The sequence below is a fragment of the Bacillus sp. RSS_NA_20 genome (genome assembly GCF_020165915.1).
Lineage (GTDB): Bacteria > Bacillota > Bacilli > Bacillales > Bacillaceae > Bacillus > Bacillus altitudinis.
The window spans coordinates 68,423-87,801 of the sequence record NZ_JAIUKW010000005.1 but is presented as its reverse complement, the minus strand read 5'-3'; the positions used below and the strand labels follow the sequence as shown (position 1 = coordinate 87,801).

Genomic DNA, 19,379 nt, shown 5'->3' with positions numbered 1-19,379 from the left:
TTTTCCCTCCTCAGTTTTGTATGTGCTGAACCCAGTGATCTCGGTGAATGACTTCAGGTTTTTCATAAGAAAGCTCCTGACTTCGCATCCCTTTAATGCCAAGAAGCTCATCAGAATCATACAATGTTTGCCCTTTACCGACTAACCCGTTTGGACCAACAACTTCGACGACCTCTCCTTTAGAAAATTCACCAGCCACATCAATGACACCAGCTGGAAGAAGACTCCTTCCATTATGCAAAATCGCCGCCTCTGCTCCCGCATCAATCATGATCTTCCCAGAGACTGGTGAGTGGAATTGAATCCATTGGCGACGGTTATTGACTGATGATAAGTCTTGTTCACCAATATATGTGCCGTCCCCTTGACCAGCGAGAATGTGAAGAAGCTTGTCTTCTCCTGCACCTGTGCCAATGAAGACTTTAACGCCAAGGGAGAGAGCTGTTTGTGCAGCTGAAAGCTTAGATTTCATCCCGCCTGTTCCAACCTTTGAACCCGTACTCTTCGCATATGAGAACAATTCATCTGAAATGTGAGTCAGCACATCAAACCGCTTCGCATCAGGATTCTCACTTGGATTGGCATCATAAATTCCGTTGATATCTGTTAAAATGATCAATTGGTCTGCATGAATTAAGCCACTGACCAGTGCTGATAACATGTCATTATCACCAAAGGTAAGCTCCTCGATGGACACAGAATCATTTTCATTAATGATCGGTAAAATTTTTCTTTCGAGCAGTTCCATCATCGTTGCGTAAGCATTTCGATATCTTGTACGATCTGAAAAGTCATTACGTGTTAAAAGCATTTGTGCAGGCGTCATCTGAAACTGTGAAAATAGTTCTGTATATTTCTGCATTAACAAGCCTTGACCAACAGCAGCAGCAGCCTGCTTTCCTTTTAAGGTCACAGGTCTTGACGGATATCCTAAACTGCCAAATCCCGCCGCAACGGCACCTGACGAAATGAGAATGATCTCATGCCCTGCCTCTTTTAGCTTTGCGATGGCTTTGACATGATCCTGCATTTTTTGTTCATCAATGGTTCCCTTTTGCTCTGTTAATGAACTGCTACCAATTTTTATGACGATCCTTTGCTTTTTCATCATTGATTCCCTCCGCTATACCTTTCACCACATAAAAAATCCCTTTTTCTCCTTATGTAAAGGACGAAAAAGGGATTTTCCGTGGTACCACCTTCATTGAATAAGCATACGTCTGCTTATTCCACTCAACTCCTGTAACGCCAGGCATGCGCTTAGATTTTTCCTCTAAGGCTCAAAGGGTAGGTTCAGCAGCTGTCTGTGGCAAATGTTTCAGCGTGTCATTTGCTCTCTTTACACAGCAGGTCCTGCTTACTATTCCTTCTCAACGCTCGTTAATTTTTTTATATTATCACCAATTGCTTCAGAAAAGTCAAGCGGTCAATTAAACACAATCGTTTTATTCTCATGGACAATGATTCGATCTTCTAGATGCCATTTGACAGCACGGGCAAGCACACTGCGCTCAATCGTGCGGCCAATATTTTTTAATGCCTCTGCATCATCTCTATGATCTACCCGCTCAATATCCTGTTCAATGATTGGCCCTTCGTCTAAATCATTGGTGACATAATGGGAAGTCGCGCCAATCAGTTTAACCCCTCGCTCATATGCACGCTTGTAAGGGTTAGCCCCTATAAAAGCCGGCAAGAAGGAATGATGAATATTAATGATTTTGTTCGGGTGCTGTTCAATAAAGGCTGGCGTCAAAATTTGCATGTATCTCGCAAGCACAACCGCATCAATATCATATTCTTCTAATAATGCAAGCTGTTGTTTTTCTGCATCTTGACGAATGTCTTTATTTGCCTTCACGAAGTGGAATGGAATGCCGAGTGCTTCGACTGTATCTTTTGCCGTTTCATGATTGCTGATGACAACCGCTATTTCAGCCATTAAATTACCGCTTTGCCATTCCCATAAAAGTTCATGTAAACAATGAAGCTCTTTGGATACAAAGATCGCCAGCTTTTTCAGATCACTTGCACGCGACATGCTCCACGTCATGTGAAATGATTGCGCAATTGGCTCAAAGCTGCTTTTCAATTGATCTAAGTTGGCAGAAATGTCTTTCCAATCAAATTCAATTCTTAAAAAGAATCGGCCGCTCTCATGATCTGTTGTGTATTGACTAGATTCAATGATGTTTGCTCCATGTTCAAATAAAAAAGTAGAAACAGCTGACACAATACCAGGCTGATCCGGGCAGCTGACTAAAAGCCTTCCTTTTTGCTCATGCTTTTGTCTGTGTAATTCAAGTTTCTCTGTAATCAATGTTCTCATGTCTTATGACCTCATTTACATTTTTCATTCTAATGAAATATTATACTGGACTGGAAAGAGAAAAAGCAATTAAGCGTCGTGTTTTTTATTGAATATTCATTCAATTCTGCACCTAGCGTGATATAATATGAATAGACCTTTTATCACAAAAGGAGTGATGGAGATGAAAAACATGACTTTGTTTGGTAAAGTGAGCTTTTGGCTCGGCATCGTATGTCTCATCACGGGCATTTATCTATTTATGACCGGAGAAAGACTCATTCCTTTACTTACATTTGGTGTATGTTTTCTGCTTGTGAGTCAGCTTTACCGCAAAAATGAGAACGATTCCAATCATCATTCGATGTAGCAAAAAGGTTGGCACATGTTTGCCAGCCTTTTCTTATTCAATGATTTTTAACCCGACCGCTGCTGATAAAATGAGTGCGATAAATAAAATACGTTTTGCGTCTTTCGACTCACCATAAAACAGCATCCCAACAATCGCTCCTCCAGCTGCTCCGATTCCTGTCCAAATCGCATACGCCGTTCCCATCGGAATTGTATTCATCGCAAGAGACAGCATCAAAAAAGATAGCGAAAAGCCAGCTGCTATGAAGAAAATCCATTTGACATGGCGATCTTTCTGGAATTGATTCATCATGGTGACACAAAGCATTTCTAAGATGCCTGCCCCAATGAGTAAAAGCCAGCTCACGATTCAGCCTCCCCTTTCTTTTCACCTGTGGTCAATTTGAGTCCTAATACACCGCTTAAAAGGACCATAATCAAAAGTAATTTTACTAGCTGTACCTGCTCACCCATGACCATCCCTACTATGACCGTACCTGCTGTTCCAAGTCCAGTGAAAACGGCGTAAAGTGTGCCAACTGGAAGTACAGTCGTGGCTTTCAGGAGTAGATAAAAGCTGACGACAATACAAACGATGGTTGCGCTCCATTCCAATATAGAGTCAGCATATTTCAACCCCATTACCCAGCCGACTTCAAATACGGCTGCAATCAAAACATTTCCCCATTTCATTCGATCTCTTCCTTTCTTACCGATTCCAAGCAATAAAAAAAGCCCGGAAATCGATCGTTTGATCAAATCTCCCGGGCTTTTATCCCTCCGTGTCCATACGGCCCATTCTTAGAGGACCCTATGTGTTTTCTCTCGGTCCAGACTGCGCTGCCGCACGGAACCCTAGAAAACCAATTCATGATAAGCAGATCTAGCGTAAAGCCGATTCTGTATGAAAAAGTGTATCACACCCTGATATGCCGGTCTACCACTTTGCTTTTCCCCTTCAAATATACTTGTTCATTTTTCGAAAGAAAGTGGATGAAAGCGAAGTATACTAAATGTTAGAAAGAGGAACGACCACATCACTGATATAATAAAACAAGAGGTGGATCAAATGATGATGACCGACGAACAAAAACACGAATTTTATCAAGCACTTGTTGATAAGAATCCACAATATGACGGCACGTTTTTTGCTGGTATTAAAACAACCGGCATCTTCTGCCATGCCACATGTACTGCTAGAAAACCAAAATATGAGAACTGCGAGTTTTTCTTTACAGCAGAGGAGGCGCTGCTTGCAGGGTATCGGCCGTGTAAGCGATGCACGCCTTTAACATATCCTAACAGCATTCCAGAAGAAGTCAAAACACTTGTATCAGCAGTTGAAGAGAGTCCTGAGAAACGGTGGAAAGAAGAAGATTTTCGCCAATTAGGTATTCACTCTGCAACAGCTCGGAGAAAATTCAAAGAAATCTATGGAATGACCTTTGTTCAATATGCTAGATCACGCCGAATGGGACTAGCGTTTAAAGAGATTCTGAACGGAAAAAAAGTCATTGATCAGCAAGTCACCTTCGGTTACGAGTCTTCCAGTGCCTTCAATGATGCCTTTACGAAAATCATGGGGAATCCACCCAAAAAGGCGCAAGTCAATATTTTGCATGCGAATTTTATTTCCACTCCGATTGGGCGGATGATGAGCATTTCAGATGCAACCCATGTGTATTTGCTTGAATTTATGGACAGGCGAGGATTAGAAAGAGAAATTGAGAACATCAGAAAAAAACATCATGCCCGTATTTTAGTTGGAGAAACAAACGTCCATCAGCAATTAGCTAAGGAATTGGCCTTATATTTTGAAAAGAAACTCACGCAGTTTACTGTACCACTTGCTATACATGGCACCCCTTTTCAGAAAAAGGTATGGGATCTTCTCTTACAGATTCCACCAGGCGAAACGAGATCGTATCGAGATCTTGCCATCATGCTTGGCGATCCCCATTTGGTTCGGGCAGTTGGAAATGCAAATGGTGCCAATCAGTTGGCCATCATCATTCCTTGTCACCGAGTCATTCAAACAAGCGGTGAACTTGGCGGATATGGCGGGGGAATCGAACGAAAGAAATATTTACTTCAGTTAGAACAAAAGAAAAAGCGGCTCTCCTTATGATTCAAGCGAGCCGCTTTTTCCGTCACGAGTAACACTGTAAACATCAATCATTTGATCCCATTTTGAAATGGTTTTTTCTTTTTTCATCCCCATTTTCATTGCGACCTTGACTGACGCTTCATTGTCAGGGCGAATTAAGCTGACCATTCGCCTCACCTTCATATCGTCAAAACCATACGCAAGACAGCCTTTTGCAGCCTCAACAGCATATCCTTTTCCCCATGCCGATCTCTTTAGCATATAGCCAATTTCAAGCTCTGTTTGTCCTTCGACGTTTTGGAGAACAATTCCGCTTTGTCCAAGTGGTTCTTTCGTTTCTTTTTCTTCAATGATCCACAGGGATGTATGGTACGTGCGGTCATTCTTTTGATTCCAAGCAACCCACTCTTTTGTCTGCTTTTCATCCTTTAGTGAAGGATAATACTTCATGACCTCTTCATCTTGGAACAGCTTTTCATATAAAAAAGGCGCATCGTCTTCATCCATTGTTCTCAGTCTGAGGCGCTCTGTTTCAAGCACGATCCGTGTTTGATGTGCCATTTTTTATCCCCCCTGCTTACTTGCTAAAAATATCCCCGAACAACCCATTTGAATCTGGGGCAAAGTAATGGAAGCCCGCACCCGTTAAACTAGCTGCTAATACGGTCCACATGATTAAACTGACCGTCATCCACACAGCGACTTGTTTTCTTTTCGTACCGAAGCTCATACACATAAAAGCCGCTAAATGACTGCCAATAATAAAAGGACCAATAAGTGCCAGACCAGGGAGACCATACCGTTCCCAAACCTTTCTGGCTTTCAGCTGTTTTTTCTCTCCTTTTTCATCATGTTTCTCCTCTTTCCTCTTCAGCCACCACGCTTTAAATCGGTCCACGAAGACGATGAGTAGCAAGACGGTAAGAAAGTTGCCGACGAATCCAATAACTGCCGTTGTCACAGGATGCAGACCACTTAAAATCCCCAGCGGAACGACACCAACCACTTCAAAGAAAGGTAAAGCAGCCAATATAAAAACGAGTACATACCCCCATACAATATCCAATCACAGAACCCCTTTTCATTTTTGTCCTCTTCTCATTGTAAAGAAAAATGTGATCCCATATCTACATTTTTTTAGAAAAAGAAAAGCACATCGCAAGTGATGTGCTCTATTTACATTAAATGTTCATTTTTCTTGTTTGTTTTCCGTAAAAAAGCAATTGTGAGCAAGACTAAAATCACAATGGATACCAGACTTGTGAAAAGAAGCATGAGAGGTGATGTCCATCCAAGCCATTCGAATAGGAGTTGCGGTCCAAAGAAGATCACCGGAATGAGCGACACCATATTCGCCTTTAATATGGCATTTAATAAGACAATACACAGCAGCAACAGAAGAATGACGCCCCATCTTTGGCTCGAGGTCAGCACAAGTAAAGGAGTACCAAGTTTTTGGTCCAATAATTTCACTGTGATCAAGGCTGTCATCTGAAAAACACCTAATATCCAAAAGTAAAAGAATGCCCTCCTGCTTGTTTGAAAGGCAGAAGCTCTAAACATCACAATGGTCATGATCACATTGGCCACTATGATGAGCGGATAACCAATGAGTGCATACCAAGAATACGATAAACTTTGACTAATGGCATCTGCTAACATCATGTAAAAAAGAGATCCAATTAAAAAAGCACTGACAAACGGAACCCAGTCTTTATGATTTCTAGAGAGCTCTTTCGCTAGCTCGTCAGCAAAGCCCCGTGGATCTCCGCCAAATACATCTTCCCCTGTTTTCCCATCTTTCTCAGCTTCGACAGCATGTGTCGTTAATTCATCCATCACTTCGTCGATCTCGTCCTGATTTTTCCCTTTTGATATGAGATAGAGTTGCAGCTCTAATAAGATGTGTCTCGTTTCTTTTGTTACCAACTTCTCACTTCCCTTTATGTAATAATCGCTCTACATTCTCTGACAGCTCTTTCCATCGCATGATAAAATCTGTCAGCGCTTCTTCGCCTCTTTGTGTGAGCGTATAGTATTTCCTTTTCGGCCCGCTCGCCGATGCTTTTGTGGACGTACTGACCAGCTGTTCTTTTTGCATACGCAGCAAGATCGGATAAATACTTCCTTCACTAATCTGATCAAATCCATAGTGCGCAAGCTTCTTTGTCATTTCATATCCATAAATTTCACCTTCAGAAATAATGGACAGTAGGCATCCCTCTAAAATTCCTTTTAGCATTTGTGTTGATTGCGTCATCATCAATCCTCCGCTTTCAGTACCTTGCATGACAAGATAGTTTGATCTTACCACACACTATCTTGCCATGCAAGATACCGACATAGAAAAAAATCACCGCTTAAAGGGTGATTTTTACGCCCAAGGCTTATCCGTCCCAAGTGCGTCAGCCAAAGCTTTACTATGCTTTCGGCGGCTTTTTCTTTCCTCTGCCCGCTGCTTCGCTGTTTGATGAAGCATGATTTCTTCCTCTGTTTCCGGCATGACTTGTGGAACTCGTTTTGGCTTCCCGTTTTCATCAAGCGAGACAAATGTAAGAAATGAAGTTGCTGCGAGTCTGCGCTCTCCAGACATCAAGTTTTCCTTAATGACTTTGACGAATACTTCCATAGAAGATGTGCCGACCCATGTCACATAAGATTCTAAGCAGACGGACTCTTTCTGTCCAATCGGCTCTAAAAAATCAACTGAATCCATTGATGCGGTGACTGTTTCACTACGGCTGTGTCTTGCTGCCGAGATGGAAGCAATGTCATCTATATAACTCATTAATTTCCCGCCAAATAACGTTTGGTGGTTATTCGTATCGAGGGGGAATACCCTGCTGGTTTTCACAACTTTTGATTCCTTGCAGTATTTGAAATTTTCTTCACTCATCGTCATAGCTCCTTCTTGCTGTTTTCGTTGATGCGGAACGACTTTTATTAAACACTATTCTATTAGGTTTGTCTAAACTTTTTGCTTTAGTCTCTCATGAGAGATTTTCTTTCGGAAATGTTTCAACATTTACTAGAAGGAGGAATAATATAACTATCGATAAACAAGGAGGCCCTTTGATGGATTCTATGAAATCAGAGAAAGTGTACAAAACGCCGCAATGTATGAGTGAATATGATGATTTACAAGAAGTCCTCTTATGCAGTCCAATTTATATGGAAATTAAACAGATCATCAATGAAACCCAAAAGCATTTTGCAAGAGAAAATATTTCTCAAATCAAAGCCCTCACGCAGCATAAGCAATTCATCCAAACGCTGAAAAACCATCATGTCCGGCCTGTCCTTCTTCCTGCAAATGAACGTTTCCCTGAACAAGTCTTCACTCGGGATATTGGATTTACAATTGGACAGACTTTATTTGTTTCAAACATGGCAGCCCCTGTCAGACAAGGAGAAGAACATTCCTTAAAAGAATGGGCACAGACAAAAGGATGGACAACCATCACGCTGGATGATGGAACGATTGAAGGCGGCGATGTGCTTATAGACCAAACCCGTGTATTTGTGGGGATCAGCAAAAGAACAAATCTAGTCGCCATCCAGCAGCTCAAAAAAGAACTGCCGAATCACGACATCATTCCTATTCATCTTCCTTCTCACATTTTGCATCTTGATTGTGTGATGAATATTCTTTCTCATCATGAGATCTTGATTTACCCTGAAGCTTTTACGGAAAAGGATCTTCAGATGCTCACAAAGCATTATGATCTCATTGAAATAAGTGAGCAAGAGCAGTTCACACTTGGACCAAATGTGTTGTCCATTGGTCAGAAAAAAGTCATCAGCTTACCAATCAACCAAGAAACAAATGCTGCATTAACAGCCCGCGGCTACACCGTCATTGAAGTAGATTTTTCAGAAATCATTAAATCCGGCGGCTCTTTTAGATGCTGTACATTACCTATTAGGCGTTCATAAAAGCCAAAAAGCCAGCTTGTTTACTCGCTGGCTTTTTAAACGCTTGTCTTCTTCCCTCTATCTATTTCCTATCATATAAATGACAGGCCACTTCATGTCCATCTTCGACTGCTTGTAATACTGGCTTTTTGTCCGCACATACATCCATTGCAGCAGGACATCTTGTCCGAAATACGCAGCCGCTTGGCGGATTCACTGGACTTGGAATTTCTCCCTTTAAAATAAACCGCTTGCGTTTATCTTCCACATCAGGATCTGGAATCGGGATAGCAGACAGCAATGCTTGTGTATATGGATGAAGCGGTGTTTTATATAAAGCATCACTGCTAGTCATTTCCACAAGATGTCCTAAGTACATGACACCGATTCGATCGCTGATATATTTGACCATCGATAAATCATGGGCAATAAATAAAAACGTCAATCCTTCTTCTTTTTGCAGTTTTTTCAGCAAATTCACGACCTGAGCTTGAACGGATACATCTAGTGCAGAAATCGGTTCATCTGCCACAATAAACTTTGGCGATAAGGCGAGTGCCCTAGCAATCCCTATTCTTTGCCTTTGTCCTCCGCTGAATTCGTGAGGATAGCGTGTAGCAAAATCATGACTTAGCCCCACCGCTTCAAGCAGTTCCTTCACACGTGCGAGCCTTTTCTTTTGACTGCCATACAATTGGTGGATCTCCATCGGTTCTAGCATAATATCTTTTACAGAGAGCCTAGGATTTAAAGAAGAATACGGATCTTGAAACACCATTTGAATTTGTCTATTGAAATCAAATGATTCACGGTTCGATAAGTGATGGAGACTTTTCCCTTCATACAAAGCTTCACCTTCTGTCGGGTCATAAAGCCGCATGAGCACTTTTCCAAGTGTAGATTTACCGCAGCCTGACTCACCAACAAGACCAAAGGTTTCGCCTTGTTTCAGCTGAAAGGTGACACCATCTAATGCTTTTAACGTTCTTCCTTTCGATAGATGAAAATGCTTTTTTAAGTTGTTGACTTGCAGAAGTGGTTCACTTCCCATCACATCTCCCCCTCTCAGCTTTCAAATACCGCCTTGTTCCTGCCCATTCCTGTTCATATGAAGTACCAGCAAGAGTAAGAAGTTCAATCTGTCTGCCCGTTTTAGGCGAATGAAGCATCATGCCATCTCCAGCATACATCCCTACATGGCGAACTGCTCCCTTCCCATTGTCATTGGCAAAAAACATGAGATCACCTGGCGCCAAATGATTTGATGCGACTGGGGTTCCTTGAACTGCTTGGTCACTTGCGTCTCTCGGTAATAAACATCCACACGCTTTGTACATACTGTAAACAAAACCCGAACAGTCGTAGCCATAGCTGCTCATGCCGCCCCACAAATATGACAGTCCAATAAATTGTTTTCCTATGGCTAAGGCATCCTTACCGCTCATAGAAGAAGGTGATGAAGCACGGCGCACATCTTCTTTTTTGATTTCTCTTCTTCCTACTGGAGTTAGAACATCAAAGGAATCGCTCATTTCTTCAACAGGTGCTAGTTCTGTTAAAAAACTAACCTCCATATCCGGTGTTCCGTTTTGATATAAAACCGCTTTTTTCTGACAAACAATCAAGGGACTAGCAGGTGGTTCACTCTCTGATACTTCATTTAATTGCTCTACAGGGATATAACCTGGGTAGCCTTGCGGGTGTTTCCGGCTTGCCTGCTGCGGGATGACAACTTTCATCCAGCCATCTGTTTCCTCCAGCCCAATGACTCGTTCGCCAAGCAGTACTTGGGTTTGAATAAGGTTTTCTTCACATAAGGCCAATTTCTGTTCATATGTTTGCTGATCAATCCATTCTTTGATCTGGACGGAACTTTGAAGAACGTGTCGATCCATTTCTCTCGGCGACTGCGGTGCTGTCCATATATTTGCGACTGGAACCTTTGATTCATATAACATCATAAGACCCCTTTCACTCTTTGAATGCCTAACCCATGATGCGGCGGAAAGAGAATATCTTTTCCTTGATAGATAATTCCTCCGTCTATTAAGTCCTCTTTAAGCATAAGCGGCGCATCAAAATCATAACGGGTAATATTCGGCTGGCTTGCAGCAAGATGAGCGGCTGCGGTAATCCCTAGTTTTGATTCGATCATACTGCCAACCATGCACTTGACGCCGTATGCTTCTGCTAAACTATTGATTTTCAGCGCTTTTTTGATACCGCCTGTTTTCATTAATTTTAAGTTGATGAGATCACAGCTTCTCGTTTCTAACACCTTGATGGCATCATGGAGGCTAAAAATACTTTCATCTGCCATAATCAATGTGTCTGTTGCTTCCGTCACCCGGCGCAGACCCTCGATGTCTTCTTTAGGCACTGGCTGCTCGACTAGTTCAATATCGAATGCCTCCATTTTTCGAATGGCCACAACCGCTTCCTTCCATGTCCAGCCTTGGTTGGCGTCAAGCCTGATTTGAATATCCGGCCCGACTTTTTCTCGAATCCGTTTGATCCGCTGAATATCCGTCTCTATATCATCTTTTCCCACTTTGATCTTTAAGGTACGAAAGCCTTCAGCTGCATATTGCTTCGCATCCTCTGCCATTTCTAGCGGACGGTTGACACTGACCGTATAATCCGTTTCCAGCTGATCACGATAACCACCAAGATATTGATAAAGCGGCAGGCCAGCCTGCTTCGCTAAACCATCGTAAATCGCCATATCTATTGCAGCCTTTGCACTCGTGTTTCCTACAAGTACACGGTCGATCGCTGAAAAGATTTGTTCATATTGTGACAATGAGGCCCCAATCAAGATCGGCCTCATCACAGCGCAAATAGCATAGTCGATGCTTTCCAGTGTTTCACCTGTAATGACCGATGTCGGCACTGCCTCTCCATAGCTGACATCACCTTGATCATAGGTGATGATCACAATAAGAGATGCGGCGTCATACACCGTTCTTAATGCTGTTTTGAAAGGCTTCTTTAGCGGTACACTCGTTCTGCATGTGCAAACATCTACGATTTTCATTTGATCGCCTCTTTCGCTGCAACACCTGGGGAAATATGCAGTTTTTTCCCTGTAGCATCTAATGTAGCCTGCACGCCGATTGGAATGGCGAAGTTTGGAGATGAATGACCGATCCGAAAGCCGCCAAGTGCAGGTTTCTGTTGCGGGACAATATACGTCTCCCATAGCTGATCGAGCGTTAACGACTGCTCTTTCTTTTTCGGCTCACATTGATGAAAATCACCAATGATAAATCCCGCAGCATCATGTAATTTTCCTGCAGATGCTAAGTGCTGCATCATTCGATCGATTTTATATGGTTCTTCGTCAATATCTTCTATCAATAAAAGCTTCCCCTTTGTATCAATTTCAAAAGGTGTACCAAGTGTCGTGACGATAAGGGCAAGATTTCCTCCGGTGATTTCGCCTGAAGCCGTGCCATGATAAAAAGTGTGAAGAGGTGACAGGTGGTTCGTATACGAAAAGGCTTTCGGAGTGAATAGCTGTAAAAAGGTATCTTTTGTATACGGATGAACCTCCTCAAGTCCCACATCAGAGGAGAGCATTGGACCATGAAAGGTCACAAGACCCGTCTGCTGCTGAATCGCTGTATGTAAAAACGTAATATCACTGTATCCCCAAAAGATTTTTGGGTTCCGGCGAATCAAGTCATAATCAATGGCTTCTGCAATTCTTCCTGTTCCGTAACCTCCGCAAGCACAAATCACTGCCTTCACGTCTGGATCTTGAAACATGTAATGAATATCTTCCACTCGTTCATGATCATGACCTGCTAAATAACCATACCGGGAGTCGATATACTTCCCCTTTTTCACCTTTAGCCCTAAGCTTTCTAAAAAAGAAATACCTCTTGCTAATTTCAGCTCATCAGGCGGGCTTGCTGGTGCAATGATTCCCACTGTATCTCCTGTTTGAAGTGCCACTGGCAGATGGTTCATGCCAATCCCCTCTTTCTCTTCGTTTCTTTCAATCTATGGGCATCTTCTTCATAACATGAACGAATAAAGGAACAGACGCTTTTTTCAAAGCGTCCCAGATTGTTGACAAAGGGTTAAAATGAACTTTATTTTAACCCTTTGTCTTCTTTTAAGCGTGATAGAAAACCTTTGCAGCCCTAGGAAGGACGAGCATCGGCGCGGAGCGAATTTGACATTCGTGAGCACCGAAGCGCAGGACTGACACCGAATGCGAGGGTTTGTCTACACGCTGAGACGCTTTTTTCAAAGCGTCCCGTTCTCTCATTTTTTTCATTTACTCTCCATCTACCTGTGCCCATTTCAAATCAATGTAACCAACAGGATGACGGACAATGCCCTTTACGCCTTCTTTTTGTAAATAGACTTGGTTATAAAAATGAATGGGAATGATCGGTGCTTCTTCCATCAGAAGTGCCTCGGCATCATGCAGCATACGATTTCTCTTTTGTTCACCTGCTTCTTGACTCGCCTTTTTGATCAGCTGATCATACGTATCATTTGACCAGCCTGTCCGGTTCATCGCATTTCCTGTTTGGAAGCTCTCTAAGAAATTGATTGGGTCTGCATAGTCAGCTAGAAATGAGCTTTGCGAGAATTGGAATTTGAGTGCCTTTTGATCTTCTGCAAACACATTTGCTTCCATGTTTGCAAGCTTCACATCTACCCCTAGCGCTTCTTTTAATTGCTGCTGAATGGCTTCTGCTTTTTTCTTATTTTCAGGCTTTGTACTATATGTTAATGTGACGGGCGGAAGCTTAGAATAGTTCTCTTCTTTCAACCCTTTTTCTAATAGTTTTACGGCTTCACTCGTATCATGTTTGACAAGGTCGCCGCCAGCTTCTCTGAAATCTTCACCCTTTGAATCTAAAATTCCTGGTGAAACGAAGGCACGTGCTGGCTTCTCTTCATTTTTCGTCACATACTTTACAATATCCTGAGGGTTGATCGCCATTTGAAAGGCTTTGCGAATGTTCTTATTTTGAAAAGGCTCCATGTTGACATTTAGGCGATAAAAAAACAGCCCTGCTTGATCTTCAATTTGCACATCTTTGCTTTTTAACAGGTCTTCACTTTGTTCTGCCGGAACGAAGGCCGTATCTAAATCTCCTGATTGATACATTTGGTAATCTGTGTTTCGGTCACTGATCATGAGCCATTTCACTTGATCTAGCTTGACCGTTTGTTTGTCCCAATACGTGTCACTTTTTTCCATTGTAAAGCTTTCATCATGCTTCCACTCTGTCAGCTTAAACGGTCCATTACCGACAAAGGTTTTCGCATCCTTGGCCCAGTTCGGGTCCTTCTCCGCTACCTTCTCATTCACCGGGAAAAAGGCAGGGTTTGCGGTCATATTTAAGAAAGATTTCTGCGGGTATGCTAGCTTGACCTCTAGCGTTTGATCATTAACAGCCTTGACTTTTACATCTTCTTTCTTCCCTTTTCCGCTGTTAAACGCTTCGCCCCCTTCAATCATATAAGCTAAGAATGCCGCAGAAGAGCCCGTCTTTGGATCTAGCAGCCGCTTCCACGCATATTCAAAGTCACTTGCTTTGACTGGATCACCATTTGACCACTTAATCCCATCCCTTAAATGGAACGTGTACGTTTTTCCGTCCTTTGAGATGTCCCATTTTTCCGCCATGGCAGCAGATGGTTCGTGCTTTTCATTCAGTCTTGTTAATCCTTCCATTAAGTTATTGAGCCCTTGCCAGGACACATTATTAAAACCAATGGGCGGATCAAATGATGTCGGTTCGTTTTCATTATTTAATGTTAAAACTTTCTCTTCGCCCTTGCTTGAAGATCCTTTGCCTGCTTGCTCATTGGCTGTACATCCTGCAAGCAGCATCACTGCGATAAAGCACATACTGAGAATCCAACCTGTTTTTCTCATGAAAAACTCCCCCTTTGTGTTGAAGATAAAACCGTTTGCTTCGCTCGTTCATCTTGGAGCCAGCAATGTACTGCATGTGTAGGTGAACGCTGCGTTTCATGCGGCATGATATGATCACACACTTTCATCGCAGACGGGCATCGATCGGTATATGGACAACCTTTTGGCGGGGCAAATAAATCAGGCGGGCTTCCTTCAATAGGAATGAGTTCATCTTTCATATCCAGCCTTGGAACGGATTGCAGTAGCCCTTTTGTATAGGGATGCTGCGGACTGTAAAAGATATCTCGCCTTGTCCCAACTTCAACGATTTTCCCCCCGTACATGACGGCCACTCGATCAGCGACTTGTGCTACGACGCCTAGGTCATGTGTGATTAAAATAATCGTCACGCCTGTTTTTTTCTGAATCTCTTTAAATAGTTCTAAAATCTGCGCCTGTATGGTGACATCTAGTGCAGTTGTCGGTTCATCTGCAATCAGCACCTTCGGCTCACAAATAAGAGCCATTGCAATCATGAGCCGTTGCCTCATGCCGCCGCTGAACTGATGCGGATATTGCTTCAGCCTCTCTTTCGGCTGCGGAATCCCCACCAAATCAAGCATACGAAGCGCCTCTTCTTTCACTTCTTTTTTTGTCAGCTTCTGATGCACTTTTGCAGCCTCCATCAGCTGATCTCCAATTGTCAGCGTCGGGTTGAGTGCCGTCATAGGATCTTGAAAAATCATGGAGATATCGACACCACGTATGCTGCGCATGTCTTTTTCAGATAATGACAGCAAGTTGCGATCACGAAACCAAATTTCCCCTTGATCGACTTGTGCGCTGTATGCAGGGAGAAGCCGCATGATACTTTGAGACGTCACACTTTTTCCGCAGCCTGATTCTCCGACAATGGCGAGGGTTTCTTTTTCATACACATCCACATTCACTCCGCGTACCGCTTGAACAGAACCGCCATATGTCCGAAAGCTAACATGCAGATCGATAATCCGAAGCATTTTTTTCATCACGCCATCACCTCTTCATCTTCGGATCAAGCGCATCTTGCAAGCCATCACCTAAATTATTAAAGCAAAACATCGTCAGCGAAATAAAAAATGCCGGAAAGAATAAACGCCACCAGTGGCCATTATCTGACAGCACTGTCGGCAAGGCGTCATTGGCCATCACACCCCAGCTTGCAAACGGGGCTTGAATCCCTAAACCGAGAAAACTTAAGAATGCTTCAGCAAAAATCGCTGTCGGTACAGTTAGCGTCATCTGGACAATAATCGGTCCCATCGTATTCGGCAGTAAATTTCTGCGGATGATGCGCAAGCTTTTTGCGCCAAAGGTTTTCGAGGCAAGGACATATTCTTGGCTTTTCAGCTGAAGGACTTGACCTCTCACGATTCTTGCCATCCCGATCCAGCCTGTGACAGTGAGCGCCACAATAATAGTGACAAGCCCAGGCCCCATCAGGACCATCAATAAAATGACGACGAGTAAATACGGCAGACCGTAAAGCACCTCGACGATCCGCATCATGACATGGTCATACTTCCCGCCTTTATAGCCTGCAATACCGCCATAGATGACACCGATTGCAAAATCAATGAGAGCGGCCATCACGCCCACAAATAATGAAATGCGTGCGCCGTACCAAGTACGTGTAAACACATCACGTCCAAGCTCATCTGTTCCAAACCAGTGAGCAGCTGACGGTGGCAAGTTTTGCATAGAAAGCCGCTGTTCTGTCACACTATTCGGCGCAAGAAGTGGACCTAATACAGCCATGAGGAAAAGAAAAATCAGCACCGATAAACTAAACATAGCGAGTTTATTTTGTTTTAACCGTCGCCAAGTATCTGCCCAATACGAAAGTGAGGGTCTTTTAATGGCATGGACTTCAGATGTCTTTTGTTCTTTAGGAGCAAACCATTCATCTGGCACTTCATGCGCTTGATTCGTTTGATCATGCTGAAGGTGTATGCTCATGCCTTTCCTCCTTTCTGATGCAGCTGGATCCTTGGATCAAGCAGACGATATGTCACATCTACAATGAAAAGAAGGGTAATTAAGATGATGCTGTAAAAAACAGTAGTTCCCATGATGACAGGATAGTCACGGTTGTTAATACTCTCGACAAAGTATTTTCCCATTCCAGGGATCGCAAAGATTTTTTCAATGACAAAGCTGCCTGTTAAAATACTTGCGACAAGTGTGCCAAGGATCGTGACAACAGGTAAAAGTGCATTCCGCAGGGCATGTTTAAACACAATTTTATAAGGGGAAAGTCCTTTCGCTTTTGCAGTTCGAATATAGTCCTGCGACAGCACTTCAATCATGCTCGATCTCGTTAACCGGGCAATGATCGCCATTGGACCTACCGCCAGTGCAATGGTAGGAAGCACCATATGCATTGGACTTGTCCACATCGCTGTAGGAAAGAGTTTTACATTCACAGCAAGCTGCTGAATTAATAAGGTAGCAAAGATAAAGTTGGGTATGGATATACCGAAAACAGCAATCGTCATGGCGATATAATCAATCAAGCCATTATGCCGGAGGGCAGCCATGATTCCGAGCAAGATGCCGGAGATGACAGCAATCAAAATAGAGATAAGACCAAGTTCTAATGAGACTGGAAAACCTCTCGCCAATAAATCATTGACACTTTCAGAAGGCTTTTTAATGGAAGGACCAAAATCAAAAGTAACGATGGATTTTAAATAGATCATATATTGAACATAGAGTGGCTCGTCTAAGTGATAGTAGCTTTCGAGGTTTCGCTGGACAGTTTCGTTTGTATTTCGTTCTTCATTGAAGGGCGATCCTGGGATGACCTTCATTAAAATAAACGTTAAAGTTGTGATGGTTAAAATCGTGGCAATCATGGCAATCAAACGCTTGAGCAAAAAGCTGGCCATCTGCTGTCTCCCCCTCGCTTAACAAAATGTTGTACGTGCGGCAAGCTCTGTCATGACAAGCATCGCTTGGTAGGCTTCTAATATATTCTCTGCTTGGTACGTCACCGTTGTTGTCCCTTCGATGATGGCCGTACCCGGCATTAAATTCGCCCATTCGGCTTGTCCATAATTGGCAAACTCGATTTTCAGCACTGGCTGCTCAGGAGGCGTGAGCGGCTTCATTTGATGAATTTGTTTCATGGCAGCTTCCACTTGCTGCGAGATGAGGGTGCTCACTTTCGCTGGTGTTAAGCATTTCACAGCAGATCTTGAAATGGTTTCTTTCACCGCCACTGTTTTCACGCCAGGCATTAACTTTTCAGCTTCAAGTGCTGCTTGATCGTCTCCGCATACAAGAATGACCGGAACACCATAATAGCCTGCGACATACGCATTAAAGCCCATTTCACCAATCGGATGATCATTTATGTAAAAATGTCTGACACCAAAAATCATACTGTGAGACATCACACCTTTCATTGATGCCCTTGCATGATAGCCTAAAAAAACAGCGGCATCATACGTTTGATCTAATCCTTGGACCATTGAATAAGGCTTTACATCACCTGATATGAGAGATGCTTCCTCATGCAAATCTTCAATCAACAGATTATTCATTTTAGAATGGCTATCATTCACTAAAATATCGGTCGCCCCATGTGTAAGAAGAGCTTCTACACAGGCGTTCACTTCACCTGTCATGATTTTTCTCCCGCGCTCATAATTGTGCTGGCGGCTATCAACAAATGTATGATCAGCTAGACCAGTAATTCCCTCCATATCGACTGATAAATAGAGCTTCATCCCCATCCCCCTTTAATTAAACTTAAAATTTGTGTATATTTTTCTAAATTTTCTAAAAAATTATATGAGAACTTGATTGATTTTTCAATACAATGTCTGAAAATAAGGAAATTAGACTCAGGTAATACAGGTCAAAAGCATTGATGATAAAGGATTTAATTTACAGAAAAAACACCACTAGCTATGTCTTTAGTGGTGTTTGTCTGCTTCATCGATTTGCGATTTTAGTTGCGCATATTTTTTCATCGTTTGTGTAAACAAGTCATCGAACATTTGCGGTGCCTGCTGCTGGATGACTGCAGCGCCTTCTCCTGTAATCCCGCCTTTTGTTGCGACCCTGTTCACCGTTTCAGCAAATGTCAGTCCGTGTTCAACAAGAACTTGTCCTGTACCGAGCAGCGCATATGTTAAAAATTCATAGGCTTCTTCTAAAGAAAGCTCACTATTCCGAACAGCGGCTCTCGCCATTTCTTCAAAGATTGCTGCAATAAAGCCCGGAGAAGAGCTTGTCAAATTACTCGCCGCATCAAAGCGGTCCTCTTCCACTTCCCTGACGATACTAAAAGCTGAAAGCAGGCGGTGGAGCCGTTCTTGCGCCTCCTGCCCAGTGGTTTCACCATGCGCCACAAGGGATACACCCGTTCCTACGGCTGATGTCAAAGTGGGAATGTATCTAGACACCGGCTGATTCGTATGTTGCATTAATTTGTCTAACGTGACAGCCGCTGCCACTGATACGATATGAAGAGATGTCTTTGCGGGGCTCAGCTGATCTAAGACATCAAGTACAGCAAGCGGTGGTACACAAACAAACACGACATCACATGATGCAGAGATGTCATCTAAAGAGCAAATGTTGACATGCTGGTTCTTCTCTTTCAGCTGTTGCAGACGCTCCGTTTCACTTCTTGTATGGATCATAAACTGACTGGCATGAAGTACTCCTTTATCCAGCCATTTTTGTACCATCATATCTGCCATGCTTCCATATCCAATGATTCCAATAGTCTCCACAGTTTAATCTCCTCTATTTTG

The 19,379-nt window shown here is 42.9% G+C and carries 22 protein-coding genes, 1 riboswitch and 1 other annotated feature; of the genes, 3 read left to right on the top strand and 19 right to left on the bottom strand.

Annotated features, from left to right (window positions below; all coding sequences use genetic code 11):
• Positions 1-10 precede the first annotated feature (10 nt).
• Both proB and purU read right to left on the bottom strand, forming a co-directional pair.
• Positions 11-1,108, bottom strand: a complete 1,098-nt coding sequence (gene proB, locus LCD32_RS05990) for a glutamate 5-kinase (RefSeq protein WP_224563190.1) — start codon at positions 1,106-1,108, stop codon at positions 11-13.
• Positions 1,109-1,164: 56 nt separating this feature from the next.
• Positions 1,165-1,383 (bottom strand) — a binding site (T-box leader).
• Between the two features lie 43 nt (positions 1,384-1,426).
• The gene (gene purU / locus LCD32_RS05985; RefSeq protein ID WP_007498809.1) at positions 1,427-2,329 is read right to left on the bottom strand and encodes a formyltetrahydrofolate deformylase; all 903 of its coding nucleotides are present in this window, start codon (positions 2,327-2,329) and stop codon (positions 1,427-1,429) included.
• Between the two features lie 163 nt (positions 2,330-2,492).
• Here purU and LCD32_RS05980 point away from each other — a divergent pair, with 163 nt between their 5' ends.
• On the top strand, positions 2,493-2,678 hold the full coding sequence (locus LCD32_RS05980; RefSeq protein ID WP_017359125.1) for a hypothetical protein: 186 nt from the start codon (positions 2,493-2,495) through the stop codon (positions 2,676-2,678).
• 33 nt (positions 2,679-2,711) lie between these two features.
• Here LCD32_RS05980 and LCD32_RS05975 read toward each other — a convergent pair whose 3' ends face one another.
• Entirely contained in the window at positions 2,712-3,026 is a 315-nt protein-coding gene (locus LCD32_RS05975) for a DMT family transporter (protein ID WP_017359126.1), read from the bottom strand.
• Entirely contained in the window at positions 3,023-3,352 is a 330-nt protein-coding gene (locus LCD32_RS05970; protein ID WP_017359127.1) for a DMT family transporter, read from the bottom strand. The genes LCD32_RS05975 and LCD32_RS05970 overlap by 4 nt, the downstream gene beginning before the upstream one ends.
• Before the next feature lie 66 nt (positions 3,353-3,418).
• Positions 3,419-3,529, bottom strand: a riboswitch (guanidine-I (ykkC/yxkD leader).
• A gap of 199 nt (positions 3,530-3,728) precedes the next feature.
• Between LCD32_RS05970 and LCD32_RS05965 the strand changes: the two genes are divergently transcribed.
• Positions 3,729-4,787 (top strand): bifunctional transcriptional activator/DNA repair enzyme AdaA, encoded by a 1,059-nt coding sequence (locus LCD32_RS05965; protein WP_065460239.1) that lies wholly within the window; start codon positions 3,729-3,731, stop codon positions 4,785-4,787.
• Here the strand turns inward: LCD32_RS05965 and LCD32_RS05960 are convergent.
• The 5 genes from LCD32_RS05960 to LCD32_RS05940 all read right to left on the bottom strand — a co-directional run bounded on the left by LCD32_RS05960 (position 4,782) and on the right by LCD32_RS05940 (position 7,662).
• Positions 4,782-5,327 carry a GNAT family N-acetyltransferase gene (locus LCD32_RS05960; RefSeq protein WP_065460236.1) on the bottom strand — a complete coding sequence of 182 codons (546 nt, stop codon included), beginning with the start codon at positions 5,325-5,327 and terminating at the stop codon, positions 4,782-4,784. The two genes, LCD32_RS05965 and LCD32_RS05960, sit on opposite strands and share 6 nt — an antisense overlap.
• Before the next feature lie 16 nt (positions 5,328-5,343).
• Complete coding sequence (locus tag LCD32_RS05955; RefSeq protein ID WP_019743449.1) at positions 5,344-5,832, bottom strand: small multi-drug export protein; 489 nt, start codon at positions 5,830-5,832, stop codon at positions 5,344-5,346.
• Positions 5,833-5,942: 110 nt separating this feature from the next.
• Positions 5,943-6,695: an HAAS domain-containing protein gene (locus LCD32_RS05950; RefSeq protein WP_017359130.1), complete on the bottom strand. Its 753-nt coding sequence runs from the start codon at positions 6,693-6,695 to the stop codon at positions 5,943-5,945.
• Between the two features lie 4 nt (positions 6,696-6,699).
• Positions 6,700-7,026 (bottom strand): PadR family transcriptional regulator, encoded by a 327-nt coding sequence (locus LCD32_RS05945; protein WP_052320600.1) that lies wholly within the window; start codon positions 7,024-7,026, stop codon positions 6,700-6,702.
• A gap of 114 nt (positions 7,027-7,140) precedes the next feature.
• The gene (locus LCD32_RS05940; RefSeq protein WP_008346212.1) at positions 7,141-7,662 is read right to left on the bottom strand and encodes an acyl-CoA thioesterase; all 522 of its coding nucleotides are present in this window, start codon (positions 7,660-7,662) and stop codon (positions 7,141-7,143) included.
• Between the two features lie 179 nt (positions 7,663-7,841).
• Between LCD32_RS05940 and LCD32_RS05935 the strand changes: the two genes are divergently transcribed.
• On the top strand, positions 7,842-8,702 hold the full coding sequence (locus tag LCD32_RS05935) for a dimethylarginine dimethylaminohydrolase family protein (RefSeq protein ID WP_046343349.1): 861 nt from the start codon (positions 7,842-7,844) through the stop codon (positions 8,700-8,702).
• A 61-nt stretch (positions 8,703-8,763) separates the two neighbouring features.
• Here LCD32_RS05935 and LCD32_RS05930 read toward each other — a convergent pair whose 3' ends face one another.
• The 10 genes from LCD32_RS05930 to proG all read right to left on the bottom strand — a co-directional run bounded on the left by LCD32_RS05930 (position 8,764) and on the right by proG (position 19,358).
• Positions 8,764-9,732, bottom strand: coding sequence for an ABC transporter ATP-binding protein (locus LCD32_RS05930; RefSeq protein ID WP_065460234.1), 969 nt, complete (start codon positions 9,730-9,732; stop codon positions 8,764-8,766).
• Positions 9,722-10,639: an NlpC/P60 family protein gene (locus LCD32_RS05925; RefSeq protein ID WP_224563159.1), complete on the bottom strand. Its 918-nt coding sequence runs from the start codon at positions 10,637-10,639 to the stop codon at positions 9,722-9,724. Before LCD32_RS05925 ends, LCD32_RS05930 begins: the two co-directional genes overlap by 11 nt.
• Positions 10,639-11,718, bottom strand: a complete 1,080-nt coding sequence (locus LCD32_RS05920) for a dipeptide epimerase (protein ID WP_224563157.1) — start codon at positions 11,716-11,718, stop codon at positions 10,639-10,641. Before LCD32_RS05920 ends, LCD32_RS05925 begins: the two co-directional genes overlap by 1 nt.
• Positions 11,715-12,656 carry an LD-carboxypeptidase gene (locus LCD32_RS05915; RefSeq protein ID WP_019743455.1) on the bottom strand — a complete coding sequence of 314 codons (942 nt, stop codon included), beginning with the start codon at positions 12,654-12,656 and terminating at the stop codon, positions 11,715-11,717. The genes LCD32_RS05920 and LCD32_RS05915 overlap by 4 nt, the downstream gene beginning before the upstream one ends.
• 313 nt (positions 12,657-12,969) lie before the next feature.
• Positions 12,970-14,589, bottom strand: a complete 1,620-nt coding sequence (locus LCD32_RS05910; RefSeq protein WP_065460225.1) for a peptide ABC transporter substrate-binding protein — start codon at positions 14,587-14,589, stop codon at positions 12,970-12,972.
• Positions 14,586-15,599: an ABC transporter ATP-binding protein gene (locus tag LCD32_RS05905; RefSeq protein ID WP_007498841.1), complete on the bottom strand. Its 1,014-nt coding sequence runs from the start codon at positions 15,597-15,599 to the stop codon at positions 14,586-14,588. Before LCD32_RS05905 ends, LCD32_RS05910 begins: the two co-directional genes overlap by 4 nt.
• Positions 15,600-15,606: 7 nt before the next feature.
• The gene (locus LCD32_RS05900) at positions 15,607-16,569 is read right to left on the bottom strand and encodes an ABC transporter permease (RefSeq protein ID WP_017359137.1); all 963 of its coding nucleotides are present in this window, start codon (positions 16,567-16,569) and stop codon (positions 15,607-15,609) included.
• Positions 16,566-17,501 (bottom strand): ABC transporter permease, encoded by a 936-nt coding sequence (locus tag LCD32_RS05895; RefSeq protein WP_008346233.1) that lies wholly within the window; start codon positions 17,499-17,501, stop codon positions 16,566-16,568. The genes LCD32_RS05900 and LCD32_RS05895 overlap by 4 nt, the downstream gene beginning before the upstream one ends.
• Before the next feature lie 18 nt (positions 17,502-17,519).
• The gene (locus LCD32_RS05890) at positions 17,520-18,344 is read right to left on the bottom strand and encodes a M55 family metallopeptidase (protein WP_025207215.1); all 825 of its coding nucleotides are present in this window, start codon (positions 18,342-18,344) and stop codon (positions 17,520-17,522) included.
• A 189-nt stretch (positions 18,345-18,533) separates the two neighbouring features.
• On the bottom strand, positions 18,534-19,358 hold the full coding sequence (gene proG / locus LCD32_RS05885) for a pyrroline-5-carboxylate reductase ProG (protein WP_017359139.1): 825 nt from the start codon (positions 19,356-19,358) through the stop codon (positions 18,534-18,536).
• Positions 19,359-19,379 lie beyond the last annotated feature (21 nt).

Coding starts and splice junctions, on each gene's coding strand:
- proB (WP_224563190.1), bottom strand. CDS start 1,108: ATGAAAAAGCAAAGGATCGTCATAAAAATTGGTAGCAGTTCATTAACA.
- purU (WP_007498809.1), bottom strand. CDS start 2,329: ATGAGAACATTGATTACAGAGAAACTTGAATTACACAGACAAAAGCAT.
- LCD32_RS05980 (WP_017359125.1), top strand. CDS start 2,493: ATGAAAAACATGACTTTGTTTGGTAAAGTGAGCTTTTGGCTCGGCATC.
- LCD32_RS05970 (WP_017359127.1), bottom strand. CDS start 3,352: ATGAAATGGGGAAATGTTTTGATTGCAGCCGTATTTGAAGTCGGCTGG.
- LCD32_RS05965 (WP_065460239.1), top strand. CDS start 3,729: ATGATGATGACCGACGAACAAAAACACGAATTTTATCAAGCACTTGTT.
- LCD32_RS05960 (WP_065460236.1), bottom strand. CDS start 5,327: ATGGCACATCAAACACGGATCGTGCTTGAAACAGAGCGCCTCAGACTG.
- LCD32_RS05945 (WP_052320600.1), bottom strand. CDS start 7,026: ATGACGCAATCAACACAAATGCTAAAAGGAATTTTAGAGGGATGCCTA.
- LCD32_RS05940 (WP_008346212.1), bottom strand. CDS start 7,662: ATGAGTGAAGAAAATTTCAAATACTGCAAGGAATCAAAAGTTGTGAAA.
- LCD32_RS05935 (WP_046343349.1), top strand. CDS start 7,842: ATGGATTCTATGAAATCAGAGAAAGTGTACAAAACGCCGCAATGTATG.
- LCD32_RS05930 (WP_065460234.1), bottom strand. CDS start 9,732: ATGGGAAGTGAACCACTTCTGCAAGTCAACAACTTAAAAAAGCATTTT.
- LCD32_RS05925 (WP_224563159.1), bottom strand. CDS start 10,639: ATGTTATATGAATCAAAGGTTCCAGTCGCAAATATATGGACAGCACCG.
- LCD32_RS05920 (WP_224563157.1), bottom strand. CDS start 11,718: ATGAAAATCGTAGATGTTTGCACATGCAGAACGAGTGTACCGCTAAAG.
- LCD32_RS05915 (WP_019743455.1), bottom strand. CDS start 12,656: ATGAACCATCTGCCAGTGGCACTTCAAACAGGAGATACAGTGGGAATC.
- LCD32_RS05910 (WP_065460225.1), bottom strand. CDS start 14,589: ATGAGAAAAACAGGTTGGATTCTCAGTATGTGCTTTATCGCAGTGATG.
- LCD32_RS05905 (WP_007498841.1), bottom strand. CDS start 15,599: ATGAAAAAAATGCTTCGGATTATCGATCTGCATGTTAGCTTTCGGACA.
- LCD32_RS05900 (WP_017359137.1), bottom strand. CDS start 16,569: ATGAGCATACACCTTCAGCATGATCAAACGAATCAAGCGCATGAAGTG.
- LCD32_RS05895 (WP_008346233.1), bottom strand. CDS start 17,501: ATGGCCAGCTTTTTGCTCAAGCGTTTGATTGCCATGATTGCCACGATT.
- LCD32_RS05890 (WP_025207215.1), bottom strand. CDS start 18,344: ATGAAGCTCTATTTATCAGTCGATATGGAGGGAATTACTGGTCTAGCT.